Origin of the sequence: Rivularia sp. UHCC 0363 (assembly GCF_034931125.1) — a bacterium.
GTDB lineage: Bacteria > Cyanobacteriota > Cyanobacteriia > Cyanobacteriales > Nostocaceae > Rivularia.
Window position 1 is genome coordinate 70,468 of the sequence record NZ_JAYGHM010000030.1, and the last position, 14,841, is coordinate 85,308.

Genomic DNA, 14,841 nt, shown 5'->3' on the forward strand with positions numbered 1-14,841 from the left:
ATCCCCCCATCTCCCCATCTCCCCATCCTCCCCATCCCCCCATCTCCCCATCCCCCCATCTCCCCATCTCCTTATTGAAAAACAACCCCTACTTTGAGTAAGGATTGTTTAAATCGAATTTATTTAATTGTTTTCAAAAAGGCTTACATTTGAGTAATTGCGAAAGTTAGGGAAGCGAGTATTGCAGCGATAACATAAAATACGCTAACTACTTGGAGTTCAGACCAACCACACAGTTCTAAGTGGTGGTGTAAAGGTGCCATTTTGAATAAACGTTTACCTTTACCATCGGGTCCTTTTGTCGCTTTGTAGTAACCGACCTGTGCCATTACTGAAAGCGTTTCTACAAAGAATATACCGCTAATCACAAACAGCGCGACTAAAGTATTAGACAACAGTGCAACTGCGGCCATTCCTCCACCTAATGCTAGGGAACCTGTATCTCCCATGAACACCCGTGCTGGGTTGCGGTTGTGTGCTAGAAATCCTAGACAAGCACCGCTAAAAGAAGCACAGAAAATCATCAATTCAGGTGAAGTAGGTGAAATAATCGCACCCAATGCTAACAGCGCGATCGCAGCAGTACCAGCCGCTAAACCATCAACACCATCAGTTAAGTTTGTGGCATTACTTTCTGCCACCATTACGAAACAAGATAAAGGCAAAAATAATAACCACCCTAAAGGCAATGAAAAGCCCAAAGGAAAAGCGATACTCGTAATTGTAAAAGGCTGACTAACGAATAACCAAGCACAAAAAGCCACAGCGAAACCGACTTGTAAAGCCAGCTTCATTTTAGGTGAAATACCTTTATTCGATTTACGACGAAGAATTTGCCAATCGTCAATCCAGCCCACAAACCCAAAGCTTAAAGTCAAAGCTGACACTGCAAGAGTTTTGGTTGCAAAACCAGATAATACACAGGCAACTGCGATCGCAACGGGAACAAAGAATATTCCTCCCATTGTAGGAGTACCGGCTTTCTTCAAATGGGCTTGGGGTCCATCCTCGCGAATAACTTGCCCAGCCTTAAGCGCTTGTAACCAAGGAACAGCCCAGAAACCTAACCCAGCAGCAATCAAAGCAGATAATAAAAATGGTAAGGTTAAAGAGGTTCCTTGCCAGGGAGAGCGAGATGCTACTCCATCTAAAACTAGGGCTACTGCACCCAGTCCGATACCTAATAAAGAAACCAAACGTATACCACTAAGGTTCAAACCTTGGTTTGGAGATAATTTAGCGTCCACGGAAATTTCCCTTCACTCCACACTAGTTAAAAATCACACACACTCAGCACTAATTTGCGCTATTCATCCTCAACGAGCTAGTCATCATCAGGACTTGCATCGTCATCATCATCATCATCATCATCGAACTCATAATCCGTAGCACCTTCCTCGATACCCATCAAGGAATTGATATCTTGTTCTTGCTCTTTCACCTGCGGTTCTACGGGGTCGCGGGATATTAAACGTCCATTTGCCTGCAACCAGTCCAGTAAGGAAGGTTCTTGTTTTAATGGAATTACAGATGCTCTCCGGCTACGGGGAACTTCATATAAAGGAGAATTTAACATACAGACGATAATAAAAAGAGTAAAGAACTAACTTGACATTTAGAGTCTATCACTTGATATGGAAGATTTTAGTTATTCATTCAACTCTTTGGTTGAGAATCCCGGCTAAAAAACTTCTTCTTTAAGATTGCTTCAAGTGATAACCATATATTCCTTCGATTTCGTATTATTTTGTATGGGGCTATACATATACCATAAAAGTAATCTGGTTCTAATTTGTAAACCTAAATAAGGTTATGGCACAGATGAGAAAAACTGCTTTATTAGAAGTAATCGCGGGGAAAAATCTTGGTATCAACGCGACCGATACAGATAAACAAGCTATTTTATCGGCGATCGCCAATTTGGAAGATCTAAACCCTACACCACGACCGCTAGAAGCCAGCGATTTATTAGATGGTAACTGGCGATTACTATACACCTCCAGTTCGGAGTTATTAAATATTAACCGCATACCCTTAGCCAATCTAAATAAAATCTATCAGTGTATTCGCGTAAAAACAAAGAGCGTTTATAACATTGCCGAAATAAATGGTTTACCATTTCTTGAAGGCTTAGTTAGCGTCGTTGCAAAATTTGAACCAGTTTCTCCGAGTCGAGTTCAAGTAAAATTTGAACGTTCAATAATCGGTTTACAGCGTTTGCTCGACTACAAATATCCAGGAAGTTTTATCGAAGCAATTGAATCAGGAAAGAAATTTCTAGCAATTGATTTTCCGATTACAAGTAACGAACAACAAGGATGGTTAGACATTACTTACCTAGATAACGATTTACGTATCGGCAGAGGAAACAAGGGAAGTGTTTTTGTATTAACTAAATCTTGAAATATAATTCATAACTGTTTGCGAGGAAGAACATAATTCATTAAAGGTACTTTGTCAAGAGGGTGAGACACCGCATTCGGGGATTTTGGATTAAAAAAGTTAGTACCACCGGAGCTATTAATCAGTGTCATCCATTTAATCCGTGTTCGGAGTGAGGAATTATCTCCCCATGCCCAATTCCCAATGCTCCATTTGATAAATAACTTAACAAATCCTCTTGCGGAGACCTTCAAGTTGTACAGTGAAATCAATCAGCCCTGCACAAAAAGCAGTCTTATAATTAAAGAGGGATATTTGATTATGGTTCAACGTGGTTCTAAAGTGCGCGTTCTCCGCCCCGAATCCTACTGGTATCAGGATGTAGGAACCGTGGCTACTGTTGATAAAAGCGGCATTATATATCCAGTAATTGTCCGTTTTGATAAAGTTAATTATGCTGGCATCAATACCAACAACTTTGCAGAAGAAGAGTTAGTTGAAATTGGAAAACCCTCAGCTAAGGATAAAAAATCTACTCCTACAGCTTCCGGTGGCAAGCAAACACCTATAGATCCAAGTCTCCGTGCAACCGGACAAGGAACCAAACCTTCTGCTAAGCCAAGCGCTCAAGCAGAAGCTGCTGAAGCTGACGTTCAGAAAGAAGGTACTCCAAACCAAGGAACCGAATCACGTTAGGTTGTGCCAGAACTACCAGAAGTTGAAACAGTACGACGGGGTTTAAATCAATTAACCCCCAAACACAAAATTACGGGAGGTGATGTGTTGCTCGATCGCACTATTGCCTACCCGTTTTCTGCTGAGGAGTTTCTCAATGGCATTAAAGAAAGGGAGATAATCTCTTGGCATCGTCGCGGTAAGTATCTCATTGCAGAACTCACTTCCGCGTTGGAGGACAAGGAGACAAGGGGACAAGGGGACAAGGTGAAAAATTCTTCCTCCTCTTCCCTCGGTGTTCATTTACGAATGACTGGTCAATTGTTGTGGCTGGATCGAGATGAACCTTTACACAAGCATACGCGAGTGAGGTTGTTCTTTGGAGAGGAATGGGAATTGCGCTTCGTGGATCAGCGTACCTTTGGTCAAATGTGGTGGGTTCCTCCGCAGGTAGAAACTCAAAGCATTATTACTGGGTTAGCAAAACTTGCAGCAGATCCTTTTTCCACAGAATTCACTGTAGAGTATCTTGCAAACAAGCTTAAAAATCGCCGTCGCGCTATCAAGACTGCATTATTAGATCAATCTGTGGTGGCAGGGATAGGTAATATTTATGCAGATGAAGCGTTGTTTCTGAGTGGAATACGACCGGAAACACTGTGTATAAATTTGCAAGTAGAACAAATAGAGCGTCTCCACTCCAGTATTATTAAAGTTTTACAAACTAGTATCGAAGCTGGGGGTACTACCTTCAGTAATTTCCTCAACGTAAAAGGCGTAAATGGTAACTACGCTCATGTAGCTTGGGTTTATAACCGTACCGGACAACCTTGTCGAGTTTGCAGCCATCCTATCGAACGAATTAAATTAGCGGGAAGATCCAGTCATTTTTGCCCGCAGTGTCAGAATTAGAGGAGATGGGGAGATGGGGAGATGGGGAAATGGGGAGATGGTGAATCCACTCTCGTGCGGAGGAACACGACCGTTGAGAGAAGTGGTGAACCCGAAGGAGGGGATGGGGAGATGGGGGGATAAGGGGAAAATATAATATTGAGCTATTTCTTCAACTCCTAACTCCTAACTCCTAACTCCTAACTATTTATTACGAGTTAGAATTCTGAGTGAAAATAATCGGATTTATTAAAGAGGAAAATTTATGGCTGTGAAAAAAGGAGCGATGGTTCGTGCTGTCCGTGAAAAGCTGGAAAATAGCTTGGAAGCGCAAGCGAGTGATTCTCGTTTTCCTTCCTATCTGTTTGAAAGCGAAGGGGAAATTTTGGATGTTAAAGGTGATTATGCTTTGGTAAAGTTCGGAAAAGTTCCCACACCAAATATTTGGTTGCACATGGATCAGCTTGAAGAGTTTAAATAACTTTTAGCTTACGAAAAGGAACCGACTGCGAAGTTATGTTGGTTGCTTTGGTTGCTATAGAGGCTTTTAGATATACCCTCTGAGGTTTTCAATATATACAAAAAAGCGACACTTAGTTATTAAGTGTCGCTTTTTTTGTAGAGAAAAATACTGTTTAAAGAAATCAATATAAAATGCCCTGATGTTGTTTATCATACCCCGAAAACACTTAGGGCTAGATTATTGTAGATAGTGAAGTAAAATTATTAACTTTTAATTTAATCCTCAATGGTACTAAGAAGAAGTCGTTTGCAGAGTAAGAAAACTCAGTCTAAAAGTTCTACTTCCAAAGCTAAAGCTCAAAGTAGCACTACGAAAGCAAAAGTAAAAAGTAACACAGAAAAACCAAAGCCTGATTTAGCTGTAGAAGAAGCCTCCGTTTCAAATGATGTTCCGGAAACTGAAGTGAAAAATACAACTAAAAAAGCTGGTGGAAAAACTAAATCTGTTAATACCACCGCAGGAAAAGCTAAAGCTACAACAAAGATTGTTAGCACCAAAGCACAGAAAGCTAAACCTTCTACTAAGAAAACAGAAAAACCTGCTGCTGCTACTAACGAAGTAGAGAAAACTAAACCTTCTACTACCAAGGTTGAAAAAACTAAATCTACTACTAATATTGTTAGTAAAACAAAACCTGCTAGTACTCTTAAGAAGGTAAAAGCACAGACACCTGAAACTACTAGCAAGAAAGCAGTAAGTAAAACTAAAGCTACTGCTCCAGTTGCAAAAGCGCAAACTACCACTAAAAAAGTTACTAGCAAAACTAAAGTTGCAACCAAGAAAACTCAAGATGAAACTCGCTTGCTTTTAGCTTTGTGGGATTTAGGAGGAACAAAATCTGACGTTAAAACAACAGAAGTAACTGGTAGCGTACAACGCAAAAATGAGAAAGCAGGAGATTACACTTCCGTTCTCAGAAAATTAGAAAAAGCTGGTGCTATTAACAGCAAGCGCAAAAATAAAGTTGAAACCGTTCAACTAACCGACAAGGGTTTGCAAATGCTCGATGAACAACTTAAAACCCTTGACTTTCAATTCTATGGAAAGCAAGTTGGAAGTAAAGTTGCAAGTAAATTCGTTGGTGGGTTGCTCAAATGGATACGAGAAATCAACAGTGGAACAATTTCTACGGTAGATCGATCCGAAATTGCAGCTTAACTATTAAATGTTGTCAGGGTGTTCCATACCAATGTCATAAGTTAGGAATGAACTGAAGGAAAATACTGTACGTTTCGAGAAAAGCGACGAGACGAAGCAATGAAATAACCAGGGTTAGATAAGTATCGTAGTTTGTTTTTGATAGATATGATGACTCGGCTTTTTAACTATTGTTTATATGTATAGAGTGCATCTAAACCTCTATGTCGGATGGTTTGATTGCGATCTATTGCGCTATTAAGAACGATAAATAAATGCAGATTACACAATTGAATGCAATCTTTAAAGACTGCATAGAAATTGTGGAAGCAATATTTGCCTTGGGCGGATTTGGGTGCATTTTCGCCCTGGATTGTTGTAGCTATAATGTATCAGATTTCTGTTTTATTTATTGAATAATCAGTATATTTATTTGTGATTGAATATTTAATATATTAGATATACTTAAGTATTTTACTTTAAAAAAGCAGTTTAAATATCCAGCCTCAGTGTAATATATAACACGTATAATAAAATTAGGCATAATAATGACTGACTCAAATAAAACTCGCGTTCTACTGGCTTTGTGGGCATTAGGAGGAACGAAGCAGGAAGTAAAAAGAGGCGATCTTACTAAGCGAATTGTGTCTAAAGGTAAGAAAGTCGCAGAATACAAGGAAATTTTCGAGCAGTTGGAGCAAGAAGAGGCGATCGCAACTTCCAAGAAAGGTTTTTCTTTAGTATCTCCGAAAGGTGTAGAACTTCTCGGTGAAGGTTTGAAAAGTTCTGATTTTACATTTGAAGGGACAATTGTTGGTACTTGGGCTGCAAATGCGCTGTTGAGATGGATTCGAGAAGTTGACGGTAACGTGAATTCTGCACCTGTATCGCAGAATAAAGCAGCAACAAATGGGAAATCTTCAAACGAAGAAATTGCATCTTATAAAGAGTTTGAAGAAATTATACTTGAGGTTTACGAGAATTTGAACCGAGACTATAACTTAAATAACTTAGTGCCGATTTACAGGATTAGAAGAACAATTGGCGATCGCGTTTCTCGTAAACAGTTCAGTGAATGGCTGCTAGAAATGCAAGCTGAGGATATTTTTCAACTGGAAGGTGGGAGTGTAGAAGATAGCGCTTCTGACAAGATAGAAGATTCTATCACTACCGAATTAGATGGATTGCGTTGCTACGCTTCCAAATTGTAAAGTTAAATTTTTTTCTCCTCACCTGATTAATGTAAAAAACATGACTAATGACACATCTTCAATTGACGAGCTAATTAGAAATAAAAATCCTTTTGCAGGACACATTGTCGTCCGTTCATCACAAATATGGGGAAAAAGTTTTCCTGACGTAATTTCAATTAATGCTCATGCTTCCAATGCTGTTTTTGATGCAGTAGATAAAGTTAGCAAAGGAGAGCGCGAAACTGTGGGGATTACGATTATGGCTGAAAAAGGAGCAGGAAAAAGCCATATTATTAGCAGAATTCGACATCGTTTGCAGACAGAAAATAGTGCTTTCTTTATCTACATGGGTAAGTATGATAATTTGAATCAGATTAAATATGAATTTCTGCAAACTGTTGCTTCTAGCCTGAGAGCGCATGGTAGTCAAAATGTGATGCAGTGGCAAGAAATCGCAGCGGCTTTTATTAATGAAGTTAGAGGATGGAACTACACCCCACAACAATATATAGAGGGTATTTACCCAAAATGGTTGAACAAGTACTCAAATAAATTTATTGATAAGTTAACTGAAATTATTCTTCAAAATAAGCCTGAAATTACTAATCCTTACTTAGTCAAAGCAATTTTATGGACGCTATCTTCCGCACATAGTACCTATGCAAATTATTGGCTGGCTGGATTAGATTTAACTCAGAATCAAGCTGAGGCAATGGGATTACCAAATTTTGAGAAAGATGATAAAGAAGCAGAAGGATTAAAGACAGTTCGTCAGATTTTAGATATTATCAGCTATTATAAAGTCCCAGTAATTTGCTTTGATGAACTAGATAATATAGAAGTTAATGAATATGGTTTGCTCTCGGCGCATTTAGTTGCAAGTTTAGTAAAAGACTTATACAACAACCAGAAACGTGGTGTTTTCCTTTTGGCAATGTATCCTAGAACTTGGAACGAGCAAATCAAAACTTTACCACAAGCCGAAGCAGTCATTGATAGATTAGTCAGCGAGCAGCTCGATAGACAGCCCTTGAAGCTAAATAATCTCAATGCTGATGATACTGTGGCGATTGTAAGTCAGTGGCTGCAAGTATTTTATCAAGAAAATCAAGTTACTCCACCACACCCCGTTTATCCTTTTAATGAAAATAAGCTGAGAGAATTTGGTAAGAGTAAGCCAACTGTAAGGTCACTTTTGAAGTGGTGTGCAGAAAACTTTGGAAATTCACCAATCGAACCGAATGAAGTACAAGAATACTTTAAAAATGAATTAACAAATGTTGAAGCTTCTATTGATGTACTAATGGAAGATGATGAAGCAATTTCCAATGCACTTAGACTTGCATTCTCTAGTTTAGTTGGTGAAAAGTTAGAAGGAATAGCTATAGAGGCAATTGAAGAAATTCAAGCTAATGCAGTAGACAAAGGATATATTGATTTCAAAATTGTTGGTAACGATCGCAAAGTTAAAATTGGTGTTGATGTCATTCAGCAATCCGGTGGAAAGTATGTAGGGGCTGCATTAAAAAGACTAATTGATTATGAAAAATTTGATATTACTCGTGGTTGTTTAGTTCGTTCCAAAAAGATTAGTGCTGAAGCATCTATACCCAACAAATGTTTAAAACAACTTTTGCATCATCAAGGTGGGGAATGGGTGAAGCTGCAAAGCCAAGATATTAAACCTCTTTTGGCTATTTGGTTTGTGTATAGCTGTGAAAGTTACGAACTAACTGAAGAACAAATTGTTAATTTTATCAAGCAAGAGCAAATAGCAATTAATAATCCCTTAGTGAGAGAAATACTCAGCGAACCATCCGGACAAGAACCAAGCGATTTAACTGATGATGATTTACCAATCAGTATTCCTCAAAGCGTTGATAGCAGCACTGATAATATCGACCTAAATCTATCTATAGTTGATTAAATATGAATTCGCTGCTTCCAGTTTCAACAGCATTGTGTTTACCCGCTCCTGATATTACAGCTTTAATTCAAGGACGAATTATTGTTGCTATCCCCAGGATGTTTATTCGTGTCGGACAGAAATTTGCACTTTACCCAGTCGATTCATCATCTATTCCACTTTCTATAGATAAATATTATTGTTCAAACTTTTTGCCTGTTGCTCAAAGTATCAGTAAACAATGTAATTCTCAAGAGATTTTCATTCAACCCAAGCAATTAAGCTTAATCCCAGAAGACGAACAGTTACAACTTCTTTTATCTACAGAATCAAAAGTTTTAATTCAAGCTTGGGCTAAATGCGAACTAAGCCAAATTATTGATGAAAACCAATTTTTAGAAAAATTATCTCGGCTGACGATATGGACGCAAGAAGGGCTTGAAAAAATACTGCATAAACAGCAGCACATTTTTTTGAGTTATTTACGTGTTTATAAATTATCTCAGCCTTATGAAGTATCGCTGAAAGTAGAAGCAAATAAGCTAGGAAAATTTATCGGATTACCTAAGCCTTTAACTGTTTCCGATACTAACCCAATATTACCCGATCGCACCTTCGCTGCTCGCAAGCGTCAGTTAGAAAAACTCGAACCACCGCAACATCCAGAATTAGAAAAGCTATTAGATGTTTTATCACCTCTAACTGTTAATAATTCAACAGCAAAACAATTAGAAAAAGATATTCATCTATTTTTAGGTTGGAGCAATCAACAAACAGTATATATCGATTCAGATTTAGCTTGGACAAACGAAATTACAGTATTAGGAAACCGCAGTCAGGAAGATGAGGGTAAAAGTAATTATCAAGCGGGGACAGATTTTGAAAATATAGTTCGTCAGAGTTTAGAGTTTTTAGGATTTACTATTGACTATTTTCACAAAGGTGGTGCTGGTGGTGTAGATGTCTTCTGTTCGCATCCTTACCCATTAGTTGCAGAATGTAAATCAGGTAAAAAAATTCCTAATGAAACAGCAGTACAACTATTAAACTTGGGAACGCTCCGTTTGAAAAGCCAAGAATTGCTTAAGCAAGCAACTAAATTAATTATCGGTCCTGGTGAACCAACAACACAACTTAAAGACGCTGCAAAAGTACATGGTATGGCTATTATTAATCCAGAAACATTAGAAAAATTAGTTAAACTACAAAGTAAATATTGTAACTCAATAGATTTATTCAAGCTCCAAGACTTCTTAAAAGCTGGTCAATCTGATGCGGAAGTTGAAAAATATATAGCGCAGGTTGAAGAAGAGATTAAATTGCGATCGCACTTAGTCAACTTAGTTAAAAATTATCTACAAAACTCCCAGATGGATTCTACAGGAGTTGATGCATTACACGGTGCGTACTTTGGTTCTAATCCACCACAACCACTCCAAACCAAGGAGATGCACGAAATTCTCATTGAACTTTCTTCACCTTTAACGGGTTATTTGGGAAGAATTAAAGGTACAGATTGGAACAGCGATAAATTTTACTTTCTTCGCGAGTTAATAATTTAGTTAATAATTACCCTAGAGTTAATATGCTTTCTTGATAATTGACTACCAAGGATAGAATTTTTAACCATTCTGAACCTAATAAAACTTCTGTAATTTGATCACCAGCGAATACAGGAATTTCATAATCCCGTTCATCTAATAATACCTTACCTAAATATTTGGTAAACATTGTTTCTCCTTTAGCTGTGAGCAATAGTTCATCACCAATATAAGCCCATTCAAAAGCATCTATATCTTGTTTATTAATTGCTAAAAAGCCTGTGAAGCCCGTATCTAACATCACATCCACAGGCAAATTAAATTCATCAGCAACAATCAATTCTATTTCAAAAAATAGCTGCCCTTTATCACCAAAAACCCCTTGAATCATATTGTGCCTGTAGTTCCATTTTCATTTAGGCAAAAAACGCAGTGGGTAGCGCTTGAGTACTTGTTAAGCGCTTTTTTATGAGCATTTTCTATATCTTCATCTATAAAATAATCGCCGCTATTAGGTTCTATAGCTATATACCAACCATAGTGTTTATCAATCAGTTCAGGACGTAATCGCTCGAAAATTGCCCGACAGCGATGGTAGAATGTTTCTCTTTGGGCTTTGCGTCGAGATAGTTCTTCTGGTGGTATGGTTATTTCTGGAAATATTCTACCTCGGCGTACCGTATGTTTTGGCTGTGATTCAGTCATACTAAAAAATTGCGGTTTTCTTAATGCTGTTTGAATACTATCTTAGAATAGTAGAATAAAAAAACTGGTAAAGTCTACTAAGTAGCAAGGGATAATTAAACCGTTAAATTGCCGGGTTTCCACTTAGCTCAACTCTATTCATTGTTAACATTTTGAGCCTTGAACATAGTCGAAATACGTATTATAAATAATTGTAATCACCTACTATTTCTCGACAATCGCAATTATATGAGTTCCCATATCCGAACAACCTTGTTCTCGACTTGCTTCTAATTCCATTAATAATAAGTCTTGCCATTTTGTAGTATCTTGTCTTATCTCTAAAAGTCTTTCTCCCCAAGCCGCAGATAAACAGTTTGAAGCTGATATTGTGAGTATCTGTGTCTGATTGATTTCTAAAAATTTCACTAATTCTTGAGCGCGAAATAAATGACAATGATGATTTGCTCCATGAAAATTTTCTGGACATAAATCACCTGTTTTAATAATATTAGCATTATCTTCTGATGTAACTTTTAAAGTACTGGGTAGAAATTCATGAATACTACCCCATAAACTCATAACGCTAAGTAAAGCTTTTCCTTTACATTTAAGAACTCGTAATATTTCTTGTAAAGCTATATCTCTTCTATCAAAAACATAACTTAAAGGACCACCATAACAAACTACACTATCAAATTGATGGTTTTCTAGCTGTTTCATGTCACATATATCTAATTGAAACCAATCTTCTATACCTTTAATAAATCCTAATTCTTCGGCATATTTTTTATTCAAATTTAACTGTTTTTCGGAAATATCGGCAACAATAACTCTTGCACCCAATTCTACCAAAATTTGAGTAAATCTCCCCGCACCAGCGCCAATTTCTAAAACATAATCACCACTACGGATATATTCTTTTAAGTAATGAGTGTGAATAAACAGCTTTACTTCTTCTGTTGGTGTTTTAACTAAACGTTCCCATTCTTTTTCGCTGTAATCATCAAAGTAGTTTGCCACCCATTGAGAACTATATTCATGCATAATTTATTTTCAGGTAAATTTTCTATTTACTAAGACTTACGTACTGTACAAATTGATGATGGTATGCGTTGACAAAAATAGGTCATTTCAGCTTTTGATAATTCATGGGTATATAGTCATATGTAGGGGCTTAGCACTGCTAAACCCCTACGATGGATATGGCTTTCCAGGCACCCATATTTTGCATTTTCTGTCAATTCGTAAGTCCTATTTACAATGAAATTATGCATCAATTTAGGGCATTATTAATAGATGTCAGGTATACAAAATTTACCAATTAAACAATGACTAGCTTCTTCCGTGCTGAAGTTGATGCAATGACTGGCTATATTCCTGGGGAACAGCCAAAATCGGATAGTAAAATCATTAAACTCAACAGTAATGAAAACCCTTATCCTCCTTCACCCAAAGTAAAAGATGTTTTGCAAAACTTTGATTGGGAATGGTTACGACGATATCCGGATGCTTCTGCTACCGATTTTCGTAATGCTATTAGTGAAGTTTTAAATGTTCCTACTGACTGGATAATTGTTGGTAATGGTAGCGATGAAGTGCTTAATTTAGTGATTCGTGCTTGTACTAATTCGCAAAGTAAAGTGGTTTATCCCATGCCTACCTACATACTTTACCGTACCTTGGTAGAAATGCAGCCAGCGCAAAAGGTAGAAATTGATTATCCAGAAGATTATAAATTACCTATAGATGAATTAGTAAAAGTTGATGGTGCGGTAACATTTATCGCTACCCCCAACAGCCCTTCAGGACATATTGTACCAGTAGAAGATTTACGAGAATTAGCAACAAGATTATCTGGTGTATTAGTAATTGATGAAGCTTATGTTGATTTTGCTTCCAGTGATGCGCTATCTGTAGTTAAATTTGATAATGTGATTTCTATTCGTACTTTATCGAAGGGATATTCGCTTGCGGGGATAAGATTGGGTTTTGGAATTGCTAATCCTAAGTTATTGCAGGGTTTGTATAAAGTTAAAGATAGTTACAACATTGATGCTATAGCTTGTGCGATCGGTGCTGCTGCAATGCGCGACCAAGATTATAAAAATAGCTGTGCAGAAAAGATTAAAATATCGCGGGTAAAGCTATCGGAAGATTTAAGAAAAATCGGTTTTAAGGTTTGGGATTCTCAGACGAATTTTTTATTAGTACAACCACCTCAAGGTAATGCTGAGTATTTGTATTTAAGGTTGAAAGAGCAGGGTATTTTGATTCGATATTTTCAGCAGGAAGGGTTGGAAGATAAGTTACGAATTACTGTTGGTACGGATGAAGAGAATCAAGTGTTAGTTGAGGCTTTGATTGGGTTATACCCCTCTCCTTACCAAGGAGAGGGGAAGGGGTGAGGTTTTAATTTTGTGACTCATTCAATTGAAAACCGCTATATCTATTAACGCAGCTTGTAAGTTGGGTTAGACACGAAAATAAAATTTAGTTTGTTAGGCTAATTTATAATTATTATGTCGTAACCCAACATTATTTTTTTGTGAACAATTGAGATATTTAAAAATACCCTGGAAAGAATTTATTGGGTTACAGCGCTAACATAATTTCTTGTTAAGTATCATTATTCTTCCTGCGCCGTGAAGCTAACCTACGAACTTTTAGAGAAAGGTTTGAATAAGTAGCAATACCCTATAAGGGTATCGCTACATTTACAAAGCCTGCCTTCGCAGGCTGGAAATCTTTGAGCCTGCGAAGGCAGGCTTCGTTTGGGTAGCCCCAGGCTTCTAGCCTGCGGGCGGACTGCGGGTGAACTGCGGGCGAACTGCGGGTGAACTGCGGGCGAACTGCGGGCGGACTGCGGGTGAACTGCGGGCGGACTGCGGGTGAACTGCGGGCGAACTGCGGGCGAACTGCGGGTGAACTGCGGGCGAACTGCGGGCGAACTGCGGGTGAACTGCGGGTGAACTGCGGGCGGACTGCGGGCGGAACTGCGGGCGAACTGCGGGCGAACTGCGGGCGAACTGCGGGCGGACTGCGGGCGGACTGCGGGCATTTGTTTTACCAATTCCCCATTCCCTATTCCAACTTAATCAACTGATAATTCTGCACTTCACCAATAACGCGATGGGGTTGCGACATCGTTGCAGCTTGTTTTTCGCGTATCCAAGCGTAGCTGGAAGCGGGAAGTTGAGAAACATTTACTCGTTTCCCACGCTTTGGGGTGTAGAAATTGATCAATACTCCCGTTTTTCCGCCAACATCAACGAAATTGATCGGATAGTTTTGCAAAATTTGAGCCACTTGAGGTTGCTGTAAAAATGCTTGGAAGTCAGGGTTATAGTTGCTTAAAAAACCAAGACTACCAGTTACCGCTATACTCAACCAAGCGGAAAGCAACCAAGTCGCTATCCAATAACGTGCTGCAATCAATTTACCAAATCGATAACGAGCAATCCAAACTAAAGGTAAACTTAACCAACTCAAGCCTAATACTAAACCAATCGTGGCATAATTGCGGATTTCACCATCGCGATCGCTAACTATAAAAACTACGATACTTCCCAATAAAAGCAGCATACCCAATGCACCAAAGGTATAGTTTATCGTTTGCAAAATACGAGATGATGATAAACGCAGTGCAGAGAATAAAGGTATATTTTGCTTTTTTAATTGTTCTAATTGTTCTATTTCTTTATGCCAAATCTTCCCCAACCAATTCAATCCTACCGCACCCAGTAAAGCAATAAAGGGATATAAACAAAGGCTATAGTGAGATAATCTTGTTGAAAAAATACTCAGTTCTATAAATAAAATCAGCGGGAAAACTATTAATATTGAAAAACAGCTAAAATATCTCAATTCATCTTTTTTTGTAGTGCGAGCATCTTGCTCGCTATTTTT

Annotated in this window: 13 protein-coding genes and 2 pseudogenes; 9 read left to right on the forward strand and 6 right to left on the reverse strand. The window is 38.1% G+C overall.

What is annotated here, in order from left to right:
• Positions 1-143: 143 nt before the first annotated feature.
• Together mraY and VB797_RS18040 are read right to left on the reverse strand one after the other, a co-directional pair.
• Positions 144-1,247 carry a phospho-N-acetylmuramoyl-pentapeptide-transferase gene (gene mraY, locus VB797_RS18035; RefSeq protein ID WP_323239104.1) on the reverse strand — a complete coding sequence of 368 codons (1,104 nt, stop codon included), beginning with the start codon at positions 1,245-1,247 and terminating at the stop codon, positions 144-146.
• Positions 1,248-1,324: 77 nt separating this feature from the next.
• Entirely contained in the window at positions 1,325-1,576 is a 252-nt protein-coding gene (locus VB797_RS18040; RefSeq protein WP_323239105.1) for a DUF3134 domain-containing protein, read from the reverse strand.
• 245 nt (positions 1,577-1,821) lie between these two features.
• On the opposite strand from VB797_RS18040, the gene VB797_RS18045 reads away from it, so the two are divergent.
• The 8 genes and pseudogenes from VB797_RS18045 to VB797_RS18080 all read left to right on the forward strand — a co-directional run bounded on the left by VB797_RS18045 (position 1,822) and on the right by VB797_RS18080 (position 10,269).
• A complete protein-coding gene (locus VB797_RS18045; protein WP_323239124.1) occupies positions 1,822-2,403 on the forward strand; it encodes a PAP/fibrillin family protein in 582 nt (193 codons plus the stop codon).
• A gap of 300 nt (positions 2,404-2,703) precedes the next feature.
• Positions 2,704-2,913 (forward strand): annotated as a pseudogene (locus tag VB797_RS18050) (photosystem I reaction center subunit IV); the annotation flags it as partial.
• Between the two features lie 168 nt (positions 2,914-3,081).
• Positions 3,082-3,969: a DNA-formamidopyrimidine glycosylase gene (locus VB797_RS18055; RefSeq protein ID WP_323239106.1), complete on the forward strand. Its 888-nt coding sequence runs from the start codon at positions 3,082-3,084 to the stop codon at positions 3,967-3,969.
• A 244-nt stretch (positions 3,970-4,213) separates the two neighbouring features.
• A complete protein-coding gene (locus tag VB797_RS18060) occupies positions 4,214-4,429 on the forward strand; it encodes an NAD(P)H-quinone oxidoreductase subunit O (RefSeq protein ID WP_323239107.1) in 216 nt (71 codons plus the stop codon).
• Positions 4,430-4,696: 267 nt separating this feature from the next.
• Complete coding sequence (locus tag VB797_RS18065) at positions 4,697-5,629, forward strand: hypothetical protein (RefSeq protein WP_323239108.1); 933 nt, start codon at positions 4,697-4,699, stop codon at positions 5,627-5,629.
• A 527-nt stretch (positions 5,630-6,156) separates the two neighbouring features.
• Entirely contained in the window at positions 6,157-6,819 is a 663-nt protein-coding gene (locus tag VB797_RS18070; RefSeq protein ID WP_323239109.1) for a hypothetical protein, read from the forward strand.
• A gap of 40 nt (positions 6,820-6,859) precedes the next feature.
• Positions 6,860-8,728, forward strand: a complete 1,869-nt coding sequence (locus tag VB797_RS18075) for a hypothetical protein (RefSeq protein WP_323239110.1) — start codon at positions 6,860-6,862, stop codon at positions 8,726-8,728.
• A 2-nt stretch (positions 8,729-8,730) separates the two neighbouring features.
• A complete protein-coding gene (locus tag VB797_RS18080) occupies positions 8,731-10,269 on the forward strand; it encodes a DUF1802 family protein (RefSeq protein ID WP_323239111.1) in 1,539 nt (512 codons plus the stop codon).
• A 7-nt stretch (positions 10,270-10,276) separates the two neighbouring features.
• On the opposite strand, the gene VB797_RS18085 is transcribed toward VB797_RS18080, so the two are convergent.
• The 3 genes from VB797_RS18085 to VB797_RS18095 form a co-directional block, all read right to left on the reverse strand.
• Positions 10,277-10,639 carry an aspartyl protease gene (locus VB797_RS18085; RefSeq protein WP_323239112.1) on the reverse strand — a complete coding sequence of 121 codons (363 nt, stop codon included), beginning with the start codon at positions 10,637-10,639 and terminating at the stop codon, positions 10,277-10,279.
• The gene (locus VB797_RS18090) at positions 10,636-10,953 is read right to left on the reverse strand and encodes a hypothetical protein (RefSeq protein WP_323239114.1); all 318 of its coding nucleotides are present in this window, start codon (positions 10,951-10,953) and stop codon (positions 10,636-10,638) included. Before VB797_RS18090 ends, VB797_RS18085 begins: the two co-directional genes overlap by 4 nt.
• Positions 10,954-11,157: 204 nt before the next feature.
• The gene (locus VB797_RS18095; protein WP_323239115.1) at positions 11,158-11,979 is read right to left on the reverse strand and encodes a class I SAM-dependent methyltransferase; all 822 of its coding nucleotides are present in this window, start codon (positions 11,977-11,979) and stop codon (positions 11,158-11,160) included.
• A gap of 284 nt (positions 11,980-12,263) precedes the next feature.
• Here VB797_RS18095 and hisC point away from each other — a divergent pair, with 284 nt between their 5' ends.
• Positions 12,264-13,340, forward strand: coding sequence for a histidinol-phosphate transaminase (hisC, locus tag VB797_RS18100; RefSeq protein WP_323239117.1), 1,077 nt, complete (start codon positions 12,264-12,266; stop codon positions 13,338-13,340).
• Between the two features lie 676 nt (positions 13,341-14,016).
• On the opposite strand, the pseudogene VB797_RS18105 reads toward hisC, so the two are convergent.
• A pseudogene (locus VB797_RS18105) lies at positions 14,017-14,841 on the reverse strand (phospholipid carrier-dependent glycosyltransferase); the annotation flags it as partial.